The organism is Candidatus Darwinibacter acetoxidans (assembly GCF_041936445.1).
In the GTDB taxonomy this organism is placed as follows: domain Bacteria; phylum Bacillota; class Limnochordia; order Darwinibacteriales; family Darwinibacteriaceae; genus DTU010.
This window is the reverse complement of the sequence record NZ_JBHGXH010000195.1, coordinates 1-18707: the sequence shown is the minus strand read 5'-3', so window position 1 is coordinate 18707 and position 18707 is coordinate 1. Positions and strand designations below refer to the sequence as shown.

The following is an 18707-nucleotide window of genomic DNA, read 5'->3' as shown; positions in this document are numbered from 1 at the left end:
GGGGCTGTAAAGTGACGGAGTGTGGTAAAAGAATGAAAGTGTTTTCGGGGAATGCCAATCAAGAGCTGGCCAAGGACATCTGCAGCTGCTTAGGCATTCAACTGGGCCAGTCGGAGCTCCTGCGCTTTCAGGACGGAGAGATCCGCTTAAGAAACGTGGAGACGGTGCGGGGAGCGGAGGTGTTTATCGTCCAGCCTTTGAACTACCCTTCCGCGGAGCACATTATGGAACTTCTGATCATGATCGATGCCATGCGGCGGGCATCCGCCCGGGAGATCTGTGCAGTCGTCCCCTACTTCGCCTACGCCCGGCAGGATCGCAAGACCCAGCCCCGCGACCCCATTGCGGCAAAGCTTCTGGCCAACTTGATCACCGCCGCCGGCGCCGACCGGGTGGTTACCCTCGACCTCCACGCCGGGCAGATTCAGGGCTTTTTTGACATCCCCGTGGACAATCTCAAGGCCATTCCCATCATTACCGAATACCTGAAGCAGAAAAACCTGCAGGATGTGATCGTGGTCTCCCCCGATGTGGGCGGAGTGGTGCGGGCCCGGGAGCTCGCGGACCGCTTGAACTGCCAGATCGCGATTGTGGATAAGCGCAGGCCCAGGCCTAACCTGGCGGAAGTGATGAACATCATCGGCGAAGTCGCGGGCAAGACCGCCATCCTTTTAGATGATATGATCGATACCGGGGGAACAATAGTCAATGCGGCTAAGGCCCTCATGGAAAAGGGCGCGGTGGAAGTGTACGCCTGCTGCACCCATGCTGTGTTCTCCCATCCTGCGCCGCAGATCCTCCAGGACAGCCCCTTGAAGGAAGTAGTTGTTACCGACAGCATCCACCTTCCGCCGGAGAAGCAGTTTCCTAAACTGACCGTCCTGTCCGTGGCGCCCCTCTTTGCCGAAGCCATCCGCCGCATCTACGAGGAGCGGCCCGTGAGCCACCTGTTCGTTTGACTGTAACTGACAAGAATGGTATGATAAAGCGGTGTAAAGGAGGGAGCAGTACAATGGCAAACTATCAACTGGCCGTGGAAGAAAGGACCCAGACCGGGAAAAGCTACAACCGCAAGCTCCGGAGTGAAGGGAAAATTCCCGCGGTAGTCTATGGTTTTGGTCAGGATGCTACCCATATCCAGGTGGCCGCGCGCGAGGTGGAAAAGGCGCTGGCCGATCCCGCCAGCTTGATCGATCTGCAGCTGGGGGATGGTAAAAAGACGGTAATTGCGAAGGAAGTGCACCGCCATCCCTTCCGGGGGACGCTGCTCCATGTGGATTTCTACGCAGTGGATCTCAGCAAGAAGCTGGAGGTCACCGTGCCCATTCGCGTTGTAGGCGAAGAACAGCGCCCCAGCGATGGCGGCGTGGTGGAGACGTACCTCTGGGAGCTGCCTGTGCTCTGTCTGCCCACCGACATCCCCGGCCATATCGACGTGGATGTGAGCGGCCTGGAGCTGGATCAGGGCCTGACCGTGGGGGAGCTGGCGCTGCCTGAAGGCGTGGAAGCCCTGGGCGGTCCCGAAGAGCTCGTGGTGAAGGTAAGCGTGCCGCGGGCGGCAGGGGCCGCTGAAGAGGCCGAACCTGAAGAGGCTGAGGAAGCTGAACCAGGGGCCGAAGCGGCTGAAGAAGGCGGAGGAGAAGCTTAGTCTGTAGCTGAAAAGAGAGGGATACGCACAGTGCCTTCCGCCACTGTGCGTTTCTTCTGATCCTCTCTTTAGGGGGGAACAAATTGAAGGTAGTGGTGGGTTTAGGCAACCCGGGGCTGCGCTACGCCAGGACAAGGCATAATTTGGGTTTCTGGGTTGTGGACCTGTTGAGTGAAAAGTGGGGCATTCCCCTAACCAAGCACAAGTTTGGGTCCAAGGTGGGGGAAGGCCGTTTTTTAACCGAACAGGTGCTGCTGGTCAAGCCCCAGACCTTCATGAACCGCAGCGGGGAGGCAGTGGGTGACCTGGTGAGGTTTTACCAGCTTGATCCCGCTGATCTCCTGGTGATCTATGACGATCTGGATCTGGCTCCGGGTTTGCTCCGGGTGAGGCCTTCCGGAAGCGCGGGAGGGCACCGGGGGGTGGCCAACATCATCGACCATCTGCAGTCCGGCGCCTTTCCCCGGGTGCGCATCGGGATCGGATCGCCGCCGGAGCATCTGGATGCAGCTGCGTACGTATTGCAGGTTATTGATGAGGCAGAAACTAAAATGCTGGAAGAGGCCTGCCAAAGGGCGGCGGAGGCCGTGGAACTGTGGCTGAAGGAGGGTGTCCAAGCGGCCATGAACCAGTATAACCGGAGGCAGACAAGCGAACCATGACCGAAGAGGGGGAAGCACCTTGTCGCTACAGAGCTTAGTGGAACTCATGCGCCAGAGCAGGGAGCTTAGCCTCATTGGTCAAAACATCCGGTCTGGACAGGGCAGAGGGCAGATCATCACCGGCTTATCCGGCAGCCAGCGCTCCGTGTTGCTCGGGACCATCTACGACCCCAGCCGGGTGATGCTGGTGGTGACGGGGAACCAGAGTCAGGCTGAGAAACTGGCCCAGGACCTCCAGACGCTGCTTCCCACAAGCAGGGTGCTGGTTTGGGAAGCAAAGGAGCTCATGCCCCATGAGGAGGCCCCCACCGCTCTGGATCTGCGGGCGGCGCGCCTTGCGGTACTGCAGGAAGGAAGCAAACCGGGAACAATCATACTAACATCCATCGCGGCCCTCTTGGAGGGGCTGGTGGCTCCGGAACGCATGCGGAATTCAGAATTTTCAATAAAGTGGGGCTCCCGCTTAGATCTGGATGAGACCGCGGAGCTGCTGGTGAACCTGGGCTATGAGCGGGTAGCCATGGTGGAAAACTGGGGCCAGTTCTCCATCCGCGGCGGGATCTTGGATGTGGCTCCCTTCCACCTGCCCCAGCCCGTGCGCATTGAGCTCTTCGGCGATGAAGTGGATTCCCTGCGCAGTTTCGACTTCGCCAGCCAGCGGTCCCTGGAGAATATGAAGGAAGTTGTGATCAAACCTGCCCGGGAGACTCTCTATGATCTGGAGCAACTGGGCCGGGTTAAAGATGCCATCTGGGAGGCGGCGCAGCGCCAGAGCGAGCGCCTGCACCGGCTGAAGCTTATGGACGAAGCGGATGAGCTTCTGGCCCGCATCGCCCGCCACCTGGAGGCCTTCGATCAGCAGCGCTATTTCCCCGGCATGGACCAGTACAAAGTGTACTTCGGACAGGTAGTTTCCCTCTTGGAGTACCTGCCAGGGGATACCCTGTTGGTATTGGATGAGCCGGTGCGCCTCAAGGAAGCCGCGGTGGGGGCTTCCATGGAGATCGGCGAGCATTTCAGCCAGCTCTTAAGGAAGGGGCGCATCCTGAGCAGCCTGGCGGATCTTTACTGGGACTGGAACTCCCTTTGGGCCAAGTTCCAGACTTACCGGCCCGTTCACCTTTCCACCCTGGGCAAGCGGGTGAGCGGGATGGAGACCCTCTCCTCGACGCCCTTGAGCCTGCGCATGCCCGAGCACTTCGGGGGCAAAATCGAGCGCATGCTGCGCCGGGTGCAGCAGCTGCGCCGGGATCACTACCGCATCCTGATCCTGGTTTCCACTAAAGAACGGGGACAGCGCATTTTGGAACTGCTCCGGGAGGAAGAGATCCCCGCGGTGTACGTGGATCAGCTGGGTAAGGAGCTGCAGGTGGGCAACTGCGTGATCACCACCGGGAGCTTGGAAACGGGCTTTGAATTCCCCGCCTTCAAACTCAGCGTCATCACCGAGCTGGAGCTCTACGGCCGCCCCCGCAAAAAGGCCCGGGCCCCGAAGGTGGAAGAGGGACTGCGCATCGCCCCCCACGAGCTGCGGGAAGGGGACTACGTGGTCCACATCAACCACGGCATCGGCCAGTACATGGGCATCGAACAGCTGGAGGTGGACGGGCGCCGCAAGGACTATCTGTATATCCGCTATGCCGGACAGGACCGGCTCTATGTGCCTGTGGATCAGATCCACTTGCTCCAGCGCTACGTGGGCCTGGATGAGGGCGCCCCGCGCCTGAGCAAACTGGGGGGCAATGAGTGGAACCGGGTGAAAAAGCGGGCTAAGGAATCGGTGCAGGAGATGGCGGAAGGCCTGCTCAAACTCTATGCCGAGCGGGAAGCCGCACCCGGTTTTGCCTTTCCCCCGGACACCCCCTGGCAGCGGGAGCTGGAGAACTCCTTCCCCTACCAGGAGACCCCCGACCAGATCCAGGCCATCGAAGCGGTCAAGCGGGATATGGAAAAGTCCCGGCCCATGGACCGGCTGCTCTGCGGCGATGTGGGCTACGGCAAGACCGAGGTGGCCATCCGGGCCGCCTTCAAGGCGGTGATGGGCGGCAAGCAGGTGGCGGTTTTGGTTCCCACCACCATCCTGGCCCAGCAGCACCAGCGCACCTTTGAGGAGCGCTTTGAGGGATTCCCGGTGAACGTGGCGGTGGTGAGCCGCTTCCAGACGCCAAAGGAGATCGCCAAGGTGCTCAAGGGCGCCAAGACCGGAACGGTGGATGTGCTCATCGGCACCCACCGGCTTTTGTCAAGAGATGTGGTGTTTAAGGATCTGGGCCTGGTGATCGTCGATGAAGAGCAGCGTTTCGGGGTGGCTCAAAAGGAAAGGCTGAAGGAAATCGCCCGCAACGTGGATGTCTTGACGCTGTCGGCAACGCCCATCCCCCGCACCCTGCACATGGCCATGGTGGGGGTAAGGGATATGAGCGTGATCGAAACGCCCCCGGAGGACCGCTACCCGGTGCGCACCTATGTGGTGGAGTACGATGAGCAGCTGATCCGCCAGGCCATCCTCAGGGAGCTGGCCCGGCAGGGTCAGGTCTATTTCGTGCACAACCGGGTGCAGTCCATCGAGCATGTCTACTCCGAGCTGCAGAGGATGGTGCCCGAGGCCAGGATCGCCATCGCCCACGGCCAGATGGATGAGTCGGTTCTGGAACGGGTCATGCTGGATTTTTATAACGGTGAATTCGACATCCTGCTCTGCACCACCATCATCGAAACGGGGATGGACATCGGCAATGTGAACACCCTCATCGTGGACGATGCGGACCAGCTGGGCCTGGCCCAGCTCTACCAGCTCAGGGGGCGGGTGGGGCGTACCAACCGGGTGGCCTACGCCTATTTCACCCACCGCAAGGACAAGGTGCTCACGGAAGATGCGGAAAAGCGCCTTTCCGCCATCAAGGAGTTCACCGAACTGGGTTCCGGCATCCGCATCGCCATGCGGGACCTGGAAATCCGGGGTGCCGGCAACCTCCTGGGCCCGGAGCAGCACGGGTTCATCGCCTCCGTGGGTTTTGAGCTCTACTGCCGCCTGCTCGAAGAGGCCATCCAGGAGCTGAAGGGCCAGGAGAAACCCCAGGTGCCCGATCCCTTCCTCGATCTCAAGGTCGATGCCTACCTGGACGACGCCTACGTGCCCGATCCGGCCCAGAAGGTGGAGCTGTATCAGAGGATTGCTAACCTCTCTTCCCTGGAGCAGTGCGATGATCTGGAGGAGGAAATCCAGGATCGCTTTGGCGATCTCCCCCCGGCGGCGCGCAATCTGCTGCAGAGCGTGCGCATTAAGATCTTAGCCCGGGAGGTGGGTCTGGAGAGCATCACGGTGCGCCAAAGCAAGTTCGAGCTCCGCTTCCTGGAGGGGCGGGGTATCGATGTGCACAAGTACGCGGCGCTGCATCAGAAGTACGTGGGGAAGATCTCCTACCGCCATGCCCGGGGCGGTCAGCTGCAGGTGGAAAAACTGAAGGGGGACGAACAGGCCCTGGCACTGCTTACGCAGGTGCTGGGGGAGATGGCCCATGAATAAAAGTGGTAACCTGCGCTTATACTAACCGTAACTTAATCCTGGGAAAAGGGGTGTGACGTTGAAGGCAACGGGCATAGTACGACGCATTGACGATCTGGGTCGCGTAGTCATCCCCAAAGAAATCAGGCGAACGTTGCGGATCCGGGAAGGCGATCCCTTAGAGATCTTTGTAGATAGAGATGGCGAGGTAATCCTCAAGAAGTATTCTCCCATTGGCGAGCTGGGGGATTTTGCCCAGGAGTATTCAGATTCGCTGTACGAAACAACGGGCCATGTGGCCATAATCACAGACCGGGATGCTGTGGTGGCCATTTCGGGAGGGCCGAAGAAGCAGTGGATAGACCGCCCTGTGGTGGCTGTGGTGGAAAAGGCTATGGAGTCCAGGCGCAGCATGACCATTCGCCAAGGAGAACATCCGGAGGATGAAGTGTGGGATTTTGCCATGCAGGCTATAGCTCCCATCATTGCAGAAGGGGATCCTATCGGGGCCGTTATCCTAGGTACTAACGAAACCAACCGCCAGATGGGCGAATTAGAACTCAAACTGGTGGAGACCGCCGCGGGCTTCCTGGCCAAACAGATGGAGCAGTAAAAAGAAAGCGGAAGGACTCCTCATAAGCCGCCAGTCCCAGGCGTAAGCATGAGTAGGAAGGGAAGAGCGGCCTATGACCAAGGAGTCTTTTTTGCGTGGTGCGGCCATCCTGGCGGCGGCCAGCGCCTTGAACCGCCTCATCGGCTTAGTCTACATGATCGCGCTGCCCCGCTTGATCTCGGATCAGGGGATGGGCCTTTACCAGCTGGTTAAGCCCATTCATTACTTCGCAGCGGTGGTGGCCATCGGCGGCATGCCGGTGGCTGTGGCCAAGCTCAGCGCGGAAAAAGCGGCACTGGGGCAGGCCTGGGAGGTGCAGCGCACCTTCCGCACGGGTCTGCTTCTTTTGCTGCTCAGCGGCGGGGCTGTGGCCCTGGCTTTGATTCTGGGCGCGCCCTGGTTTGCCGCGGTGCTGGCCAAGGACCCGGGTGTCATCCCCATCCTGGTGGCCCTGGGCCCGGCCTGCTTCTTTCTGGCCTTGAGCGCCGGCTTCCGGGGCTTTTTTCAGGGGCTGCAGTACATGACCCCCACCGCCATCTCCCAGGTGGCGGACCAGGTGGTGCGGGTTTGCGCCACCATTGCCCTCAGCCTTTACCTGCGGCCCCGGGGCCTGGAGTTCGCGGTGATGGGCGTGGCCGCGGCCTTCATCTTGGGAGAGCTCACCGGCTGGCTGGTCCTGGCCGGAGCCTATCTGGGCCCAGGCCGCCGGCTTCTGGCGGAGCTGAAAGGGGCGGCCCCGGCGCGGCCTGAATCCGTGGGCAGCCTGGCCGCCCGCCTCATTGCCCTGGCCGTCCCGGCAGTTGTGGCCACCATCCTCTGGCCGGTGATGCAGCTCGCGGACAGTTTGCTTGTGCCCCTGCGCCTGCAGGCCGCGGGCTTCGGGCCCGCGGCAATTCGGGAGGGCCTGGGCCATTTGGGCATGGCTTTGACCTTGGCCCAGTTTCCCAACGTGGTCACCGTGGCCCTGGCCACAAGCCTGGTGCCGGCCGTGTCGGAAGCCAAGGCTCTGGCCCGGGAGGGGCTCGTGCGCCACCGGGCGGAAGAGGCGCTGCGCATGGCTTTGATTTTCGGGGTTCCATCCTGCACCGCCCTGTTTGTGCTGGCGGCACCCATCTCCCAGGTGCTCTTCGGCTACAGCCAGGTGGCTGAGCCCCTGCGCATTTTGGCCTTCGGCACCGTCACCCTGGGCATAATTCAAGCCACCACAGGTGTGCTGCAGGGCTTGGGAGCCATGGGCGTCCCCGTACGGAATTTGAGCGCGGGGGTGCTGCTCAAATTCGCCCTCAACTACCTGTTGGTGGGTAGTCCCCAGATGGGCATTTTGGGAGCCGCCTGGAGCACCGCCTTGAGCTGGGCGCTGGTGGCAGCCCTCAACCTGATCTCCGTGTACCGCCGGGTGGGCAGCGTGCTCAACTGGCGCCACGGGGTGTTGTTACCCGCTCTGGCTGCCGGCGGCACCGCGGCCTTGCTGTACCTGCTCCAGGACACCCTGGCCCGCTTTCTCCCCGCCGCCCCGGCCACCTTGGGCCCCCTGGCCTTCAGCTTCGTACTCTATTTTCTCCTCCTGATGATCTGGGGCAGCCTGCGGCGGCGGGATGTGGCCCTGCTTCCCGGTATCGGCGATGCTTTGGGCGCGCGCCTTCAGGCCTGGGGTTTTCTGCGCAGATGATCCTTGGCCCGGTCCCAGAGCTCGTTGAGGCCGTCCAGATCCAGTTCAGCTAAATCCAGGTCTGCCTCCTGTGCATAGCTTTCCAAAAGATGGAAGCGCTCGATAAACTTGGCTGTGGCCTTCTGCAAGGCGAACTCCGGGTCCACCTTGATGAAGCGGGCTAAGTTGACTACGGCAAAGAGCAGATCGCCCAGTTCCTCTTCCAGCTCTGCCTGCTGGCCCGCGGCTGCGGCCTCTTCCAGCTCTTTGAACTCCTCTTTGACCTTTTCCACAACTTCCCAGGTGTGGTCCCAGTCAAAGCCCACCTTGGCCGCCTTCTTCTGGATTTTTTCCGCGCGCATCAGCGCCGGCAGCTCCTTGGGCACCCCATCCAGAACTGAGGTGCGCTGGCTGCCCGCCTTTTCCCGCCGCTTGATGGCCTCCCAGTTCACCATCACTTCCTCTGGCGTCTCCGCTGAAACCTGGCCGAAGACGTGGGGATGGCGGCGCACCAGCTTCTCGCTGAGGTTAGTGATCACATCGTCCATGGAGAACTGTCCGTTTTCCGCGGCGATCTGGGCGTGGAGCAGCACCTGCAGGAGGACATCCCCCAGCTCATCCTTCATGGCTTGGGGATCGCCTGCATCGATGGCTTCCAAGAGCTCATAGGCTTCTTCCAGTAAAAAGCGCTTGAGACTGGTATGGGTCTGCGCCCGGTCCCAGGGGCACCCTTCAGGGGAGCGCAGTTTGGCTACGATGTTAACTAGGTTAGACCAGGACATGGCTGAACTCCTTTCCTAAAAACAGAGAAAACCCCCTAGAAGGGGGTACTCCCCGCCTAAGGGGCTGGCAATTCCTTTACTTAGGGGCAACTGCTTCGCGGAGAGATTTGCCAGGTTTGAAGGCAGGAACCTTCGTGGCCGGGATCATAATCTCTTCGCCCGTGGAGGGGTTTACTCCCTTGCGTGCTTGGCGAGCCCGCACTTCGAACGTACCGAACCCGACGATGGTGACCTTTTCTTCTTTGGCCAGAGCTTCAGAGATTGCGGCAAATACTGCCTCTACTGCATCACCCGCTGCCTTTTTGGTCATGCCGGACTTCTCGGCAACACTGGCGATCAACTCAGCTTTGTTCACAAGTAGACCTCCTTTAGGGTGGAAATATACCCCTTATTTCTAGGATTATTCGAGTTTTCCTGCCGCAGTGGTAATATTTTCCCCACATTCTTTGAGTTTAACCCCCCATTACAAGCGATTTTAGCCCCCCTTTTGGGTGAAACTAAGGAAAAACCTAAGGAGGACCTCCCATGGCAAGGAAAAACCAGGTGGTGGTGCTGGGTTTGGTGCTGGTGGCCATCGCCAGTGTGGTGATGCTGATCAGCTGGTCCGGCGATGACAGCAATATCGTGCGGGAGCTGGAGGAAGAGCCCACCCTCACCGTGTATGTGAACGAGACCGGAGAGATCAAGCAGATGAAGCTGGAGGAGTACCTGATGGGGGTGGTGGCCGGGGAGATGTTCCCCGACTGGCCGGTGAATGCCTACGCCGCCCAGGCCATCTTCGCGCGCAGTTTTACCATGGACTTTGTCTCCCAGGGCGGGGTGAAGGATAAATACGGTGCCGATGTGTCCACCTCCATCGAGGAAACCCAGGCTTACAACCCCGCGGCCATCACCGCCGAGATCAGGCGGGGGGTGGAAATGACCAGGGGCCAGGTGATGACCTACGACAACCGCTACGTGCGGGGCTGGTTCCACGCCTATTCCGGCGGCATCACCGCCCGGGCTAAGGAGGGACTGGATTACCAGGAAGAAGAGCCGCCTTTCACCAAGAGCGTGCGCCTGCCGGAAAACGAGTACGCCCCGGAAGAGGTGAAGGCCTGGGAGGTGGAGTACTCCGCCGGGGAGCTAAGGAACCTTCTGGCTCAAAGAGGAGTGAACGTGGGGGAGATCACCGGAGTTGAGATTCTGGAGCGGGGTCCCACCGAGCGCATCACCAGGCTCATGGTCAAGGGCAGCCAGGGCGAGCAGGAGATGACCGGTCCAGAGTTTAGGCTGGCGGTGGATTCCACCAAGATGAAATCCACCCTGGTGCGGGAGTTCAGCTTCCAAGATGGGGTGCTGCGCATCAGCGGCACCGGTTACGGCCACGGCGTGGGCCTCAGCCAGTGGGACGCCTTTATGCTGGCCAAGGAGGGTAAAAGCCCCGAGGAGATCGTGCAGACCTTCTTTGAGGGCGTGACCATCCGCAAGATCTATGAGTAGTCTAACCTGCCTCCCCCAAGCATAGAATGGTGCAGGAAGATGCGGGCGCAACCACAGCCCGCCTGGGAGGTAAGGCAGGTGGACGACAGAAGGCTGAACAACATGCGCCATCAGCTCATTTTGGCGGAACGGGAGCGGCTCACCCTGGACGGAGTGATCCACGTGGAGAGCTTTGATGATCAGGAAATAGTGTTGGAAACGGAGCTGGGCGGGCTGGTGGTCCAGGGAGAAGATCTGCACATCCAGGAGCTCAACTTGGAAAAGGGGAGCCTCTTGGTGCGGGGCTACATCCAATCCGTGGAGTATCTGGGGGATTCCCTCGGCAAGAAGAGCAGGGGGTTTTTGGCCAGGCTGTTCCGCTGAGGTCAGGGAGGTGTGCTGATGGAACCTTTGGCCTCTCAGCTCTACGCCTTTGGCATTATCCTCCTGGCTGGGGTGAACTTGGGGCTGTTTTTCGATTTCTTCCGGGTGATCAGGGGGCTGCTCCGCCCTGGGTTTATCGCCACCCCCATTTTGGATCTGCTCTTTTGGGCCGTGGTCACCCCGGTTCTGGTGCTGTATCTCATCTTGGCCAACTGGGGAGAGCTGCGGGGTTATGTGGTGATCGGCCTGGCCCTGGGCCTTTTCTTTTACCGCCTGATCTTGAGCGGCCTGGTTATTTCCTTCCTCTTATGGCTCGTTGACCTGATCCGGCGGGTGCTCAATGCCTTTGCCACCTGTGTGGTCTGGCTCGGTTCCCTGCCCATCCAGGTCTACCAGGAGGTGCGCTTCCACTACGCCTACAGGGCCAAAGCGCGGCCGCGGACGGGGCGGCTGTGGAAAATCCGCCCCAGACTGCGCTGGCGAAGATGAAAACCAAAGACTGGCAGGAAAACTTCACGGGAGGGTGAATGAAATACCCAGGAGGTAATCGGCATGGCCCGTGAAGTGACGAAGCGCAAGAAAGTGCGGCTGAATGTGGGGCGTGTTCTGCTCTTGGCTTTGATTCTCTGGATAGGTTTTGGGTTTGCCAGGAATGCTGTGGCCAATTTCAAGCTGCGGCGGGAGATCGAGTCTCTGCAGAGGCGCATCGCGGTCCTGGAGATGCGCAACCAGGATCTGGAGCGGGAGATCGAGGAGTGGCTTTCCCCCGAAAATGTGGAGAAGATTGCCCGGGAGCAGCTGGGGCTGGTGAAACCCGGGGAAATTGTGTACAGGCTTTCGGAATCTGCCGAGGAGTGAAAACCGCACCACTGCCCATGGAGAGCGTGCTCAGGAAGACAGCTTTATTGACACAAAAATGCCAATAATGTATAATGACAGTTAAGCCGAGTGCCCTGCAGCGGCAAAATCCAAGAGGAGGAATTTTTTAACGTATGTCAATTGATGTCGGCAGCATTGTCGAAGGAAAGGTCACGGGGATCACCAGTTTCGGGGCTTTCGTGGAGCTTTCCAATGGACAAACCGGTTTGGTCCACATTTCTGAAGTTGCTGATGCCTACGTAAAAGACATTAAGGACTATCTCAACGAAAACGACATCGTCAAAGTGAAGGTCATTAATGTGAGCGATGGCAAGATTGGGCTTTCCATCAAACAGGCAAATCCTCAGCATTCATCTCGTGACCGTGATCGCCGCGCTTCCCGCAGGAGGGCCAGCAGTTCAGCCGATTTTGAGGAACGGCTCATGCGTTTTCTGCGAGACAGTGATGAGAGGCTGTCAGCACTGAAGAAAAGTCAAGATTCAAAGCGGGGAGGCAGGGGCGCGAGGTAAGATCGGGTTTCACTGGTAATCAACAACAAGCACCTCCATGTGGGGGTGTTTTTGTCTGGGAAGTGATCTTCTGAAGTATGAAAAGCCAAGCAAGGCGGTTTTGAACATCATCAAAGAGCAGATCGGCCGGGAACCCAGGGGCGTCTTGGAGGTGAAGACCACCTGCCGGTGGGGCTTTCCCCAGGTGATTGTCAACAGGCCGGTTTCGGCCCTCGCTTCTGACCTGGAGATTTTCCCCACGCTGTACTGGCTGACCTGCCCCTATCTGTGCCGGGAAATCTCGGCGCTGGAAAGTGAAGGGCTGATTGCCCATTTTGAGGCGCGCCTGGCCGGCGATCCGCAGTTCGCCGCGGCCATGGCCGCGACCCACGAGAGCTACGCCCGGGAGAGGCTCGCTTTGGTTCACCGGGATGTGCGCCGGCGCCTCAAGGAGGAATATCCAGAGCGCTACCAGGTTCTGGCCACCAGCGGAGTGGGGGGTATCCGCAGCCCCCAGGGCGTGAAGTGCCTGCACACCCACGCCGCGGATTACCTGGCCCGGGGCGAAAACGCCATCGGTGCGGAGACGCTGGAGCTGCTGCAGAAGCCCTGGTTTTGCCCGGATGCCGAATGCAGGGAGTACGAAAAATGAAGGCAGCCATAGATGTGGGAACCAATTCTGTGCGGCTGCTGGTGGCGGAGCGCAGCGCCCAGGGCCTGAAACCTGTGCTCAAGCAGGTGCGCATTGTCCGCCTGGGCCAAGGTGTGGATGCTGCCGGCCGGCTGAGCCCGGGGGCCATAGAGCGGACCCTGGCCGCCTTGGCAGAGCTGAAGGCTTTGATCCCACCCGGCATTCCGGTTTCGGCCTTTGCCACCAGCGCCGTGCGGGATGCCCAAAACGGACAGGAATTTGCCCGTTTGGTGGAGGAGCGCTTAGGTTTTCCCCTGGAGATCCTCTCCGGCTCCAGGGAGGCTGAGCTGTCCTTCGCCGGGGCGGTGTTGTCCGTGGGCCACCTGGGGCTGCCGGAACCCATCGCGGTGGTGGATGTGGGGGGCGGCAGCACCGAGATCCTTACAGGTACGGCCCAGGGCGAGCTCCTGGGTGGGGGCAGCAGCCAGGTGGGGGCGGTGCGCATGCTGGAGCGCTTCATCACTAGCCACCCCCTGCTCCAGGACGAGCAGCGGGCCCTGGAGGAAGAAGTACGGCGCATCCTGGCTCCCCTGGTGGAACAGGTGCGGGCTTACGGGCCCAGGACGCTCATCGCGGTGGGGGGGACCGCCACGTGCCTCGCGGCCATCATGCAGAATTTGGCAGAATACAGCGATGCAAAGGTGACAGGCGTACGCTTTTCCCTGGCGGAGCTGAAGGAAGCCTACGGCAGGCTGAGCAGACTAAGCCTGGAGGAGCGTCGGGGGATCCAGGGGATGCAGGCTGGACGGGAAGATGTGATCATCAGCGGAGCGGCCATCTTGGTGCAGGCCGCCCAGCTCCTGGGGTTCAGCGCGCTGTATGTCAGCGCCTGGGACCTGCTCCACGCCACGCTGGCACTGCCGGTTGACGGGGGAAGCTAAATAGCGTATAATGTTCTCTGTAAATGAGCCGGGGTGGCGGAATGGCAGACGCTACGGACTTAAAATCCGTTGGGCTTTTGAGCCCGTGAGGGTTCGAGTCCCTCTCCCGGCACCAGAGCATGAGCCGGGCACCTAGCGAGGTGTCTTTTCTCTTTTGGGGGGATCAGCGGTGAGGCGTTGGAAAGACAAGAACGAACTGGAAAAAACTGTGGCAGTAGGCATTCACGGCGCCCCAGAGTTAAGGCCTGAGGAAAAGCGGCGTTACTTAGGCTCTTTTCGCGAGCGGGTCATTCAGGCTGTAACCTTCGAGCAGCTGCGCACCAAGGCAGGGCTCCAGGTCATGGTGGAAGCCCTCCAGGATCCCCGGGGGGTGGAGCTGCTTATCCACGATGCAGCCCGGGGGACGGCCATGCCCCTGATCGCGGAGGCGCGACGGCGCGGGGTAGACTTCACCATCGTCTCCAACCCCGACTTCGTGGGCGAGGTGGCCGCGGCTTTGGTGGCCGCGGATGCGGTGGACATTCCCGAGCTGTATGCGGAAGAATAGATCAGACTGTTGAACAAGGGTGCTCTACCGCTGAGGAGAAGCACCTTTTACTGATTTCAGCCGGCCGGAGTGTCCGCGGTCCGTTATCATCCATATACGGCAGCCATCTTGTACGAAGTAAGCCATTACGTGCCAATGCGCATCCCTGCCGATAGAAGGTTGTTCCGGTGAACTTCTCACTGTAACCCAGGTTGCAGCCACCAACTGTGGCAAAATCGAGACAGTAATACTGGACGTTTACGTTCCTGCCACAGGGGTTGATCTCCACCTCGTACGGATAACTTGAGATCTTTTCCCCAGAGGTGGGCTTTTTCAGGCTGAGGCCGCAGCTGTACAGGTCGATGTCGGGCACAAAAGCTGCCTTCGGAGATGCCATAATTGTGTACTCGTGAAGCAGATCATACGCCTCCAGGGGAATCTTGAACTTGCCGTTTTCATCCGTTCGGATTGTCTCGGGGATGTACCCGCTGTAAATAATCTCCACGCTTACTTCTCCACCGGGGGCTTTCCTTGAATGGAGACCCGGCCGATCGCTTTCCCGGTAACACCTGCGAAGTCGGCCTTGGGCTTTTGCTTGCTCACTTCTTGCTGTTTGGGCTCAAAGGCACGTCCAAAAGCAAAACCCCCGCGCCCATGGATTATGGGACACAGGGGTCCGGAAAGGCCCTTGACTCTAGAAGGGCAAATCCTCTTCGTCTTCTTCCTCTTCTACCGCTTCCTCTTCCTCTTCTTGCGGTTCCTCTTCTTCTGCCTCCACCACCACGGCCTCTTGGGTCCAGGCGGCTGCCTGGGGTTCGGCAGGCTTTTCGTCCTTGGCCGCCTTAGGCTTTCCAGGCCGCAGGATCAGGGCCGTGAGTACCAGGGCTAAGCCCAAGAAGAGGGGCAGGAGTCCAAACAGCAGCCAGATGCCAATCCCGATGGTGAGCAGGGCGATGGTCACGGCCAGACCTACTAAGCCCATGATGATACCGGCAGCCAGAAGCATTTTGAGCTTCTCTTCCGGGGTTTTCTCCGCGTCCGGATCAAAACCGCGGGCGATGAGGGCCATGCGCTCCTTGTAGCTGAACCAGCGCAGTGTGATGGCGAGGATTACCGCCAGGGCGGTGAGGATGATGGGCAGCCACATGGCCATGGAAACCAGTGAGTAGTTGGTCACAGCAATCTCCCCCATTCTTTATTTTGTTACGCTAAACGAACCCAGCGCTAACCTTGCCGAGATGGAACCGCGCCGCTCGCCTTGGCCGATAGTGCCCTGTACGCTGTGCTCGTGCTGCTCGCCGTCGAAGGGAACACCGATGTGGATGCTGCCTAGCTCCACCGTTCCTTCTAATAGATATGATTCATCCGCTGGAAGATGCAGGTGCAGATCGCCAAGGGCGGTTTCTAGCACGCTGCTTTGGGCCAGGCTGGCGGCGATGTTGATATTCCCAAGGTGGGAAATGGCCGTGAGCTTTTCTGTAAAGCGGGATGAGTCAACGTGAATATCTCCTAAGTGCGTTTCTAAATGGGCACTGCCCTCGTAGTCCTGCAGATCGATGTCGCCCAGGTGGGTGTAGGCTTGGAGCTCTCCTTGGATGCTGGTCACCTGCACATTACCCAGTCCCAGGCGTAGCTCCAGATCCATTTCCCCGGGAACCCAGATGGTCAGATCAGCCCGGGCCTGCTCATCGGGCTCCAGGCGGGGCATGCTCACCAGCAGGCGGTTTTCTTCCTCCAGAGTAGTAACGGCTAGGGAAATGCCGTCCAGAATCTCCTGGGCCCTCTGTGCCGTGTGGGCACTGGCCTCCACGAACATGGTGATCTCCACCTGCTCCACAGCCGCGCCCCTCACCAGAATGTTCCCCCGGGGATTATCTATCACGAGCCGGGGCTTGCCCTCCGCTGAATACTTAGTGCTTTCGTGCAGAGTGCTGTGGTGGGCAGCAGGCAGTGCAGCTGGTTGCTCAACAGGCCTGCGGAAGGCCTCGGGCACCGGGATAACCCCCACGCTCATCAGCATCAGGGCCGTTACTGCACAGAGCAGGAGGGTGGTGATGGTGATGGCTAGCTTACGCATAAATCCGTCCCTCCTTTCCAGAAAACCTTGTTCGATCATTTCCATAAACCAGGCGGATTGTCCTTTTGCCAGGGACCAATTTACTAACGAAGTTTAACCAATATGGAGGGTTTGCCAAGAAAAGTGTAGAATAACTTCTCCACACATTAACTCTGGGAGGCGATGGTATGAGGAGCAGATTCAGTAAGTCTAGGCTTGTGCTTGTTTCTGTTTTGATTGCCTTGTTAACAGTCAGCCTGCCCCTGTGGGCTGCGGAGCTGGTGATTCTGCACAACAACGACGTACACTCCCGCTTGGAGTCCCACCTGCCCGCGGAAGCGGAAGAGGTACAAGGTGGCAGGGTGCGCCTGGCAACACTGGTGGACGAGATTAGGGGGCTCTATGGTGCGGATAAGGTCCTCCTCCTGGATGGGGGCGATGCCATCCACGGCATGAACATCGACAACCTCTTTGGCGGATTGCCCTCCATCGAAGTGATGAACCTCATGGGTTACAACGCCTTTGTCCCAGGCAACCATGAGTTCAACTACGGGCAGGAAGTTCTGGGCCAGCGCATCCGGGACGCTAAGTTCCCCGTTTTGGCTGCCAACGTCACCTACAAAGACGGTTCGCTGTTTACCGGCGCCAGTGCCCTGATCCAGGAGATCGGAGGCGTCAAAGTAGGTATCATAGGTCTAGTGGCTGAAGAAACTCCCATTGTGACCCATCCCAAGAATGTAGAGGGTTTAGTTTTCCATGAGCCCATCTCCGTTGCCAAGATGGTGGCCCAGAGGGTTCGCCCGAAGGTGGATGTTCTGATCGCCTTGAGCCACCTTGGCTACAGCAAGGACATTGAACTGGCCGAGGCCGTGCCTGAACTGGATATCATCGTGGGCGGCCACAGCCATACCGAGCTGAAGGAGGCCACGGAGGTCAACGGCGTGATCATCGTTCAGGCGCATGAATACGCCAACAATTTGGGTTTCCTCTACCTGAACGTGGAAGATGGCAAGATCACCAATTACAACGCCTTCCTGATCCCGGTAACCGCGGAAGTTCCCGAGCACCCGCAGGTCAGGGCCATCATCGATTACTGGAATGAGCAGCTGCAGGAGCGCTTGGGCACGGTTGTGGGCCGCAGCGATGTGGCCTGGAACGGCGAGCGCGAGTTTGTCCGCACCTCCGAGACCAATCTGGGCAACCTGGTTGCCGATGTGATCCGGGAGGCTGTGGGCAGCGATATCGCCGTAACCAACGGTGGCGGCATTCGGGCCAGCATCAACCCCGGCGATATCACGGTGGCCGACATCTACAACGTACTGCCCTTCGACAACAGCTTGGTTGTGGTGGAAATGCTGGGCATGGACATCATCGAAGCTCTGGAGCACTCGGTCCGCCTCGTGCCGGAGCAGAACGGCGGTTTCCTCCAGGTTTCCGGCCTGACCTTTGAAGTGGATCCCAAGGCCCAGCCCGGCGGCAGGGTGATCAACGTCCGGGTGAACGGCGAGAGGATCAGCCCCAGCAAGACCTACACGGTGGCCACCAATGACTTCCTGGCTGCCGGCGGCGATGGATACGAGACCTTCATGAACGCTAAGCTGGTGGCCGACACTGGCATCATGCTCAGGGATGTCATGGTGGACTACGTCCTGCAGCAAGGGACTCTGCAGGAGCCGGAAGGCGGACGGATCATTATCCTCGAGTAGAAAGACATGGGAAAAACAGGGCTGCCTCAGGGCGGCCCTTTTTCATCTAAGCAGAAGGGGAGAAAGCAAGATGCTCATGGAAGTTCTGCAGAGACGGTTTGAGGGGAATATGCACCGCCATCCTGGCCTGAACTGGGAGGATGTGCGGGCTAGGCTGGAGGCCAATCCCGAAAAGCTCCAAGTTCTAAAGGCGATGGAGGAAACGGGGGGAGAGCCAGATGTGATCGGCCAGGATGAACAGGGCAGGTACCTCTTCTGCGACTGCTCCAAAGAAAGCCCTACTGGCCGGCGGGGCCTCTGCTACGATGGCGAGGCGCAGGCCCAAAGGGAAAAGAAGGGAGTTGCACCCAAGGGGAATGTTCTGGACATGGCCCGGCAGATGGGGGTGGAGCTCCTGGATGAAGAGCAGTATATTGCCCTGCAGCAGCTGGGCCCCTTCGATACCAAGACCTCCAGCTGGGTGAAGGCGCCGGAGGATGTGAGAAAACTAGGGGGCGCCCTCTTTGGCGATCACCGCTACGGCCGTACCTTTATCTACCACAACAGCGCCGGTTCGTTCTACAGCTCCCGGGGCTTCCGGGGCCTAGTGAGGGTGTGAGCCCCGCGCACTGCTCACCATCTTGGGTAGGGCGCATTGGCAACTTGTAGAATTAAGTGAAAGAAAAGCTCACGGCTCTCTGATACAATGTAAGGGTGCAAAACCAAATCATTGTTCAGGGAGGAGCCATGAGCTACGTTCATTGTACCAGAAGAAGAAGAAAAGGAAAACACCTGGAT

General features: G+C 59.4%; 21 protein-coding genes and 1 tRNA gene. 17 read left to right on the top strand and 5 right to left on the bottom strand.

The genetic code is table 11. The features are described from left to right. Positions 1-11 precede the first annotated feature (11 nt). The 6 genes from ACE4YL_RS07365 to ACE4YL_RS07340 all read left to right on the top strand — a co-directional run bounded on the left by ACE4YL_RS07365 (position 12) and on the right by ACE4YL_RS07340 (position 8097). A complete protein-coding gene (locus ACE4YL_RS07365; RefSeq protein ID WP_461358069.1) occupies positions 12-959 on the top strand; it encodes a ribose-phosphate diphosphokinase in 948 nt (315 codons plus the stop codon). Between the two features lie 53 nt (positions 960-1012). Then, positions 1013-1648, top strand: coding sequence for a 50S ribosomal protein L25 (locus ACE4YL_RS07360; protein ID WP_461358070.1), 636 nt, complete (start codon positions 1013-1015; stop codon positions 1646-1648). Positions 1649-1731: 83 nt separating this feature from the next. Further along, positions 1732-2310, top strand: a complete 579-nt coding sequence (gene pth, locus ACE4YL_RS07355; protein ID WP_461358071.1) for an aminoacyl-tRNA hydrolase — start codon at positions 1732-1734, stop codon at positions 2308-2310. 19 nt (positions 2311-2329) lie between these two features. After that, positions 2330-5836: a transcription-repair coupling factor gene (mfd, locus tag ACE4YL_RS07350; protein ID WP_461365218.1), complete on the top strand. Its 3507-nt coding sequence runs from the start codon at positions 2330-2332 to the stop codon at positions 5834-5836. Positions 5837-5894: 58 nt separating this feature from the next. Beyond that, positions 5895-6428: a stage V sporulation protein T gene (gene spoVT / locus ACE4YL_RS07345; RefSeq protein WP_461358089.1), complete on the top strand. Its 534-nt coding sequence runs from the start codon at positions 5895-5897 to the stop codon at positions 6426-6428. A gap of 73 nt (positions 6429-6501) precedes the next feature. Continuing rightward, positions 6502-8097 carry a putative polysaccharide biosynthesis protein gene (locus ACE4YL_RS07340; RefSeq protein WP_461358073.1) on the top strand — a complete coding sequence of 532 codons (1596 nt, stop codon included), beginning with the start codon at positions 6502-6504 and terminating at the stop codon, positions 8095-8097. Here the strand turns inward: ACE4YL_RS07340 and mazG are convergent. After that, positions 8070-8858: a nucleoside triphosphate pyrophosphohydrolase gene (gene mazG, locus ACE4YL_RS07335; protein WP_461358074.1), complete on the bottom strand. Its 789-nt coding sequence runs from the start codon at positions 8856-8858 to the stop codon at positions 8070-8072. The genes ACE4YL_RS07340 and mazG overlap by 28 nt on opposite strands. Positions 8859-8934: 76 nt before the next feature. After that, positions 8935-9213 carry an HU family DNA-binding protein gene (locus ACE4YL_RS07330; RefSeq protein ID WP_461358075.1) on the bottom strand — a complete coding sequence of 93 codons (279 nt, stop codon included), beginning with the start codon at positions 9211-9213 and terminating at the stop codon, positions 8935-8937. A gap of 170 nt (positions 9214-9383) precedes the next feature. On the opposite strand from ACE4YL_RS07330, the gene ACE4YL_RS07325 reads away from it, so the two are divergent. From ACE4YL_RS07325 to ACE4YL_RS07285, 9 genes are all read left to right on the top strand, one after another. Then, entirely contained in the window at positions 9384-10340 is a 957-nt protein-coding gene (locus ACE4YL_RS07325; protein ID WP_461358076.1) for a SpoIID/LytB domain-containing protein, read from the top strand. 78 nt (positions 10341-10418) lie between these two features. After that, the gene (gene yabP / locus ACE4YL_RS07320; RefSeq protein ID WP_461360050.1) at positions 10419-10703 is read left to right on the top strand and encodes a sporulation protein YabP; all 285 of its coding nucleotides are present in this window, start codon (positions 10419-10421) and stop codon (positions 10701-10703) included. A gap of 18 nt (positions 10704-10721) precedes the next feature. After that, positions 10722-11192, top strand: coding sequence for a spore cortex biosynthesis protein YabQ (gene yabQ / locus ACE4YL_RS07315; RefSeq protein WP_461358078.1), 471 nt, complete (start codon positions 10722-10724; stop codon positions 11190-11192). Between the two features lie 63 nt (positions 11193-11255). Beyond that, on the top strand, positions 11256-11561 hold the full coding sequence (ftsL, locus tag ACE4YL_RS07310) for a cell division protein FtsL (RefSeq protein WP_461358079.1): 306 nt from the start codon (positions 11256-11258) through the stop codon (positions 11559-11561). 134 nt (positions 11562-11695) lie between these two features. Then, positions 11696-12091 carry a S1 RNA-binding domain-containing protein gene (locus ACE4YL_RS07305; RefSeq protein ID WP_461358080.1) on the top strand — a complete coding sequence of 132 codons (396 nt, stop codon included), beginning with the start codon at positions 11696-11698 and terminating at the stop codon, positions 12089-12091. A 100-nt stretch (positions 12092-12191) separates the two neighbouring features. Beyond that, on the top strand, positions 12192-12722 hold the full coding sequence (locus tag ACE4YL_RS07300; RefSeq protein ID WP_461358081.1) for a DUF501 domain-containing protein: 531 nt from the start codon (positions 12192-12194) through the stop codon (positions 12720-12722). Next, positions 12719-13642, top strand: coding sequence for a Ppx/GppA phosphatase family protein (locus ACE4YL_RS07295; protein ID WP_461358082.1), 924 nt, complete (start codon positions 12719-12721; stop codon positions 13640-13642). The genes ACE4YL_RS07300 and ACE4YL_RS07295 overlap by 4 nt, the downstream gene beginning before the upstream one ends. A 27-nt stretch (positions 13643-13669) precedes the next feature. Beyond that, a tRNA-Leu gene (locus ACE4YL_RS07290) sits at positions 13670-13757 on the top strand. A gap of 54 nt (positions 13758-13811) precedes the next feature. After that, positions 13812-14189: a DUF1694 domain-containing protein gene (locus tag ACE4YL_RS07285; RefSeq protein ID WP_461358083.1), complete on the top strand. Its 378-nt coding sequence runs from the start codon at positions 13812-13814 to the stop codon at positions 14187-14189. A 1-nt stretch (position 14190) separates the two neighbouring features. On the opposite strand, the gene ACE4YL_RS07280 is transcribed toward ACE4YL_RS07285, so the two are convergent. The 3 genes from ACE4YL_RS07280 to ACE4YL_RS07270 all read right to left on the bottom strand — a co-directional run bounded on the left by ACE4YL_RS07280 (position 14191) and on the right by ACE4YL_RS07270 (position 16245). Further along, entirely contained in the window at positions 14191-14673 is a 483-nt protein-coding gene (locus ACE4YL_RS07280) for a hypothetical protein (protein ID WP_461358084.1), read from the bottom strand. A gap of 189 nt (positions 14674-14862) precedes the next feature. Then, positions 14863-15345, bottom strand: coding sequence for a DUF6249 domain-containing protein (locus ACE4YL_RS07275; protein WP_461358085.1), 483 nt, complete (start codon positions 15343-15345; stop codon positions 14863-14865). A gap of 18 nt (positions 15346-15363) precedes the next feature. After that, entirely contained in the window at positions 15364-16245 is an 882-nt protein-coding gene (locus tag ACE4YL_RS07270) for a DUF4097 family beta strand repeat-containing protein (RefSeq protein WP_461365217.1), read from the bottom strand. A 167-nt stretch (positions 16246-16412) separates the two neighbouring features. Between ACE4YL_RS07270 and ACE4YL_RS07265 the strand changes: the two genes are divergently transcribed. Both ACE4YL_RS07265 and ACE4YL_RS07260 read left to right on the top strand, forming a co-directional pair. Further along, on the top strand, positions 16413-17930 hold the full coding sequence (locus tag ACE4YL_RS07265; protein ID WP_461358087.1) for a bifunctional metallophosphatase/5'-nucleotidase: 1518 nt from the start codon (positions 16413-16415) through the stop codon (positions 17928-17930). Positions 17931-18000: 70 nt separating this feature from the next. After that, positions 18001-18528 carry a DUF4256 domain-containing protein gene (locus ACE4YL_RS07260; protein ID WP_461358088.1) on the top strand — a complete coding sequence of 176 codons (528 nt, stop codon included), beginning with the start codon at positions 18001-18003 and terminating at the stop codon, positions 18526-18528. The last annotated feature ends 179 nt before the right edge of the window (positions 18529-18707 follow it).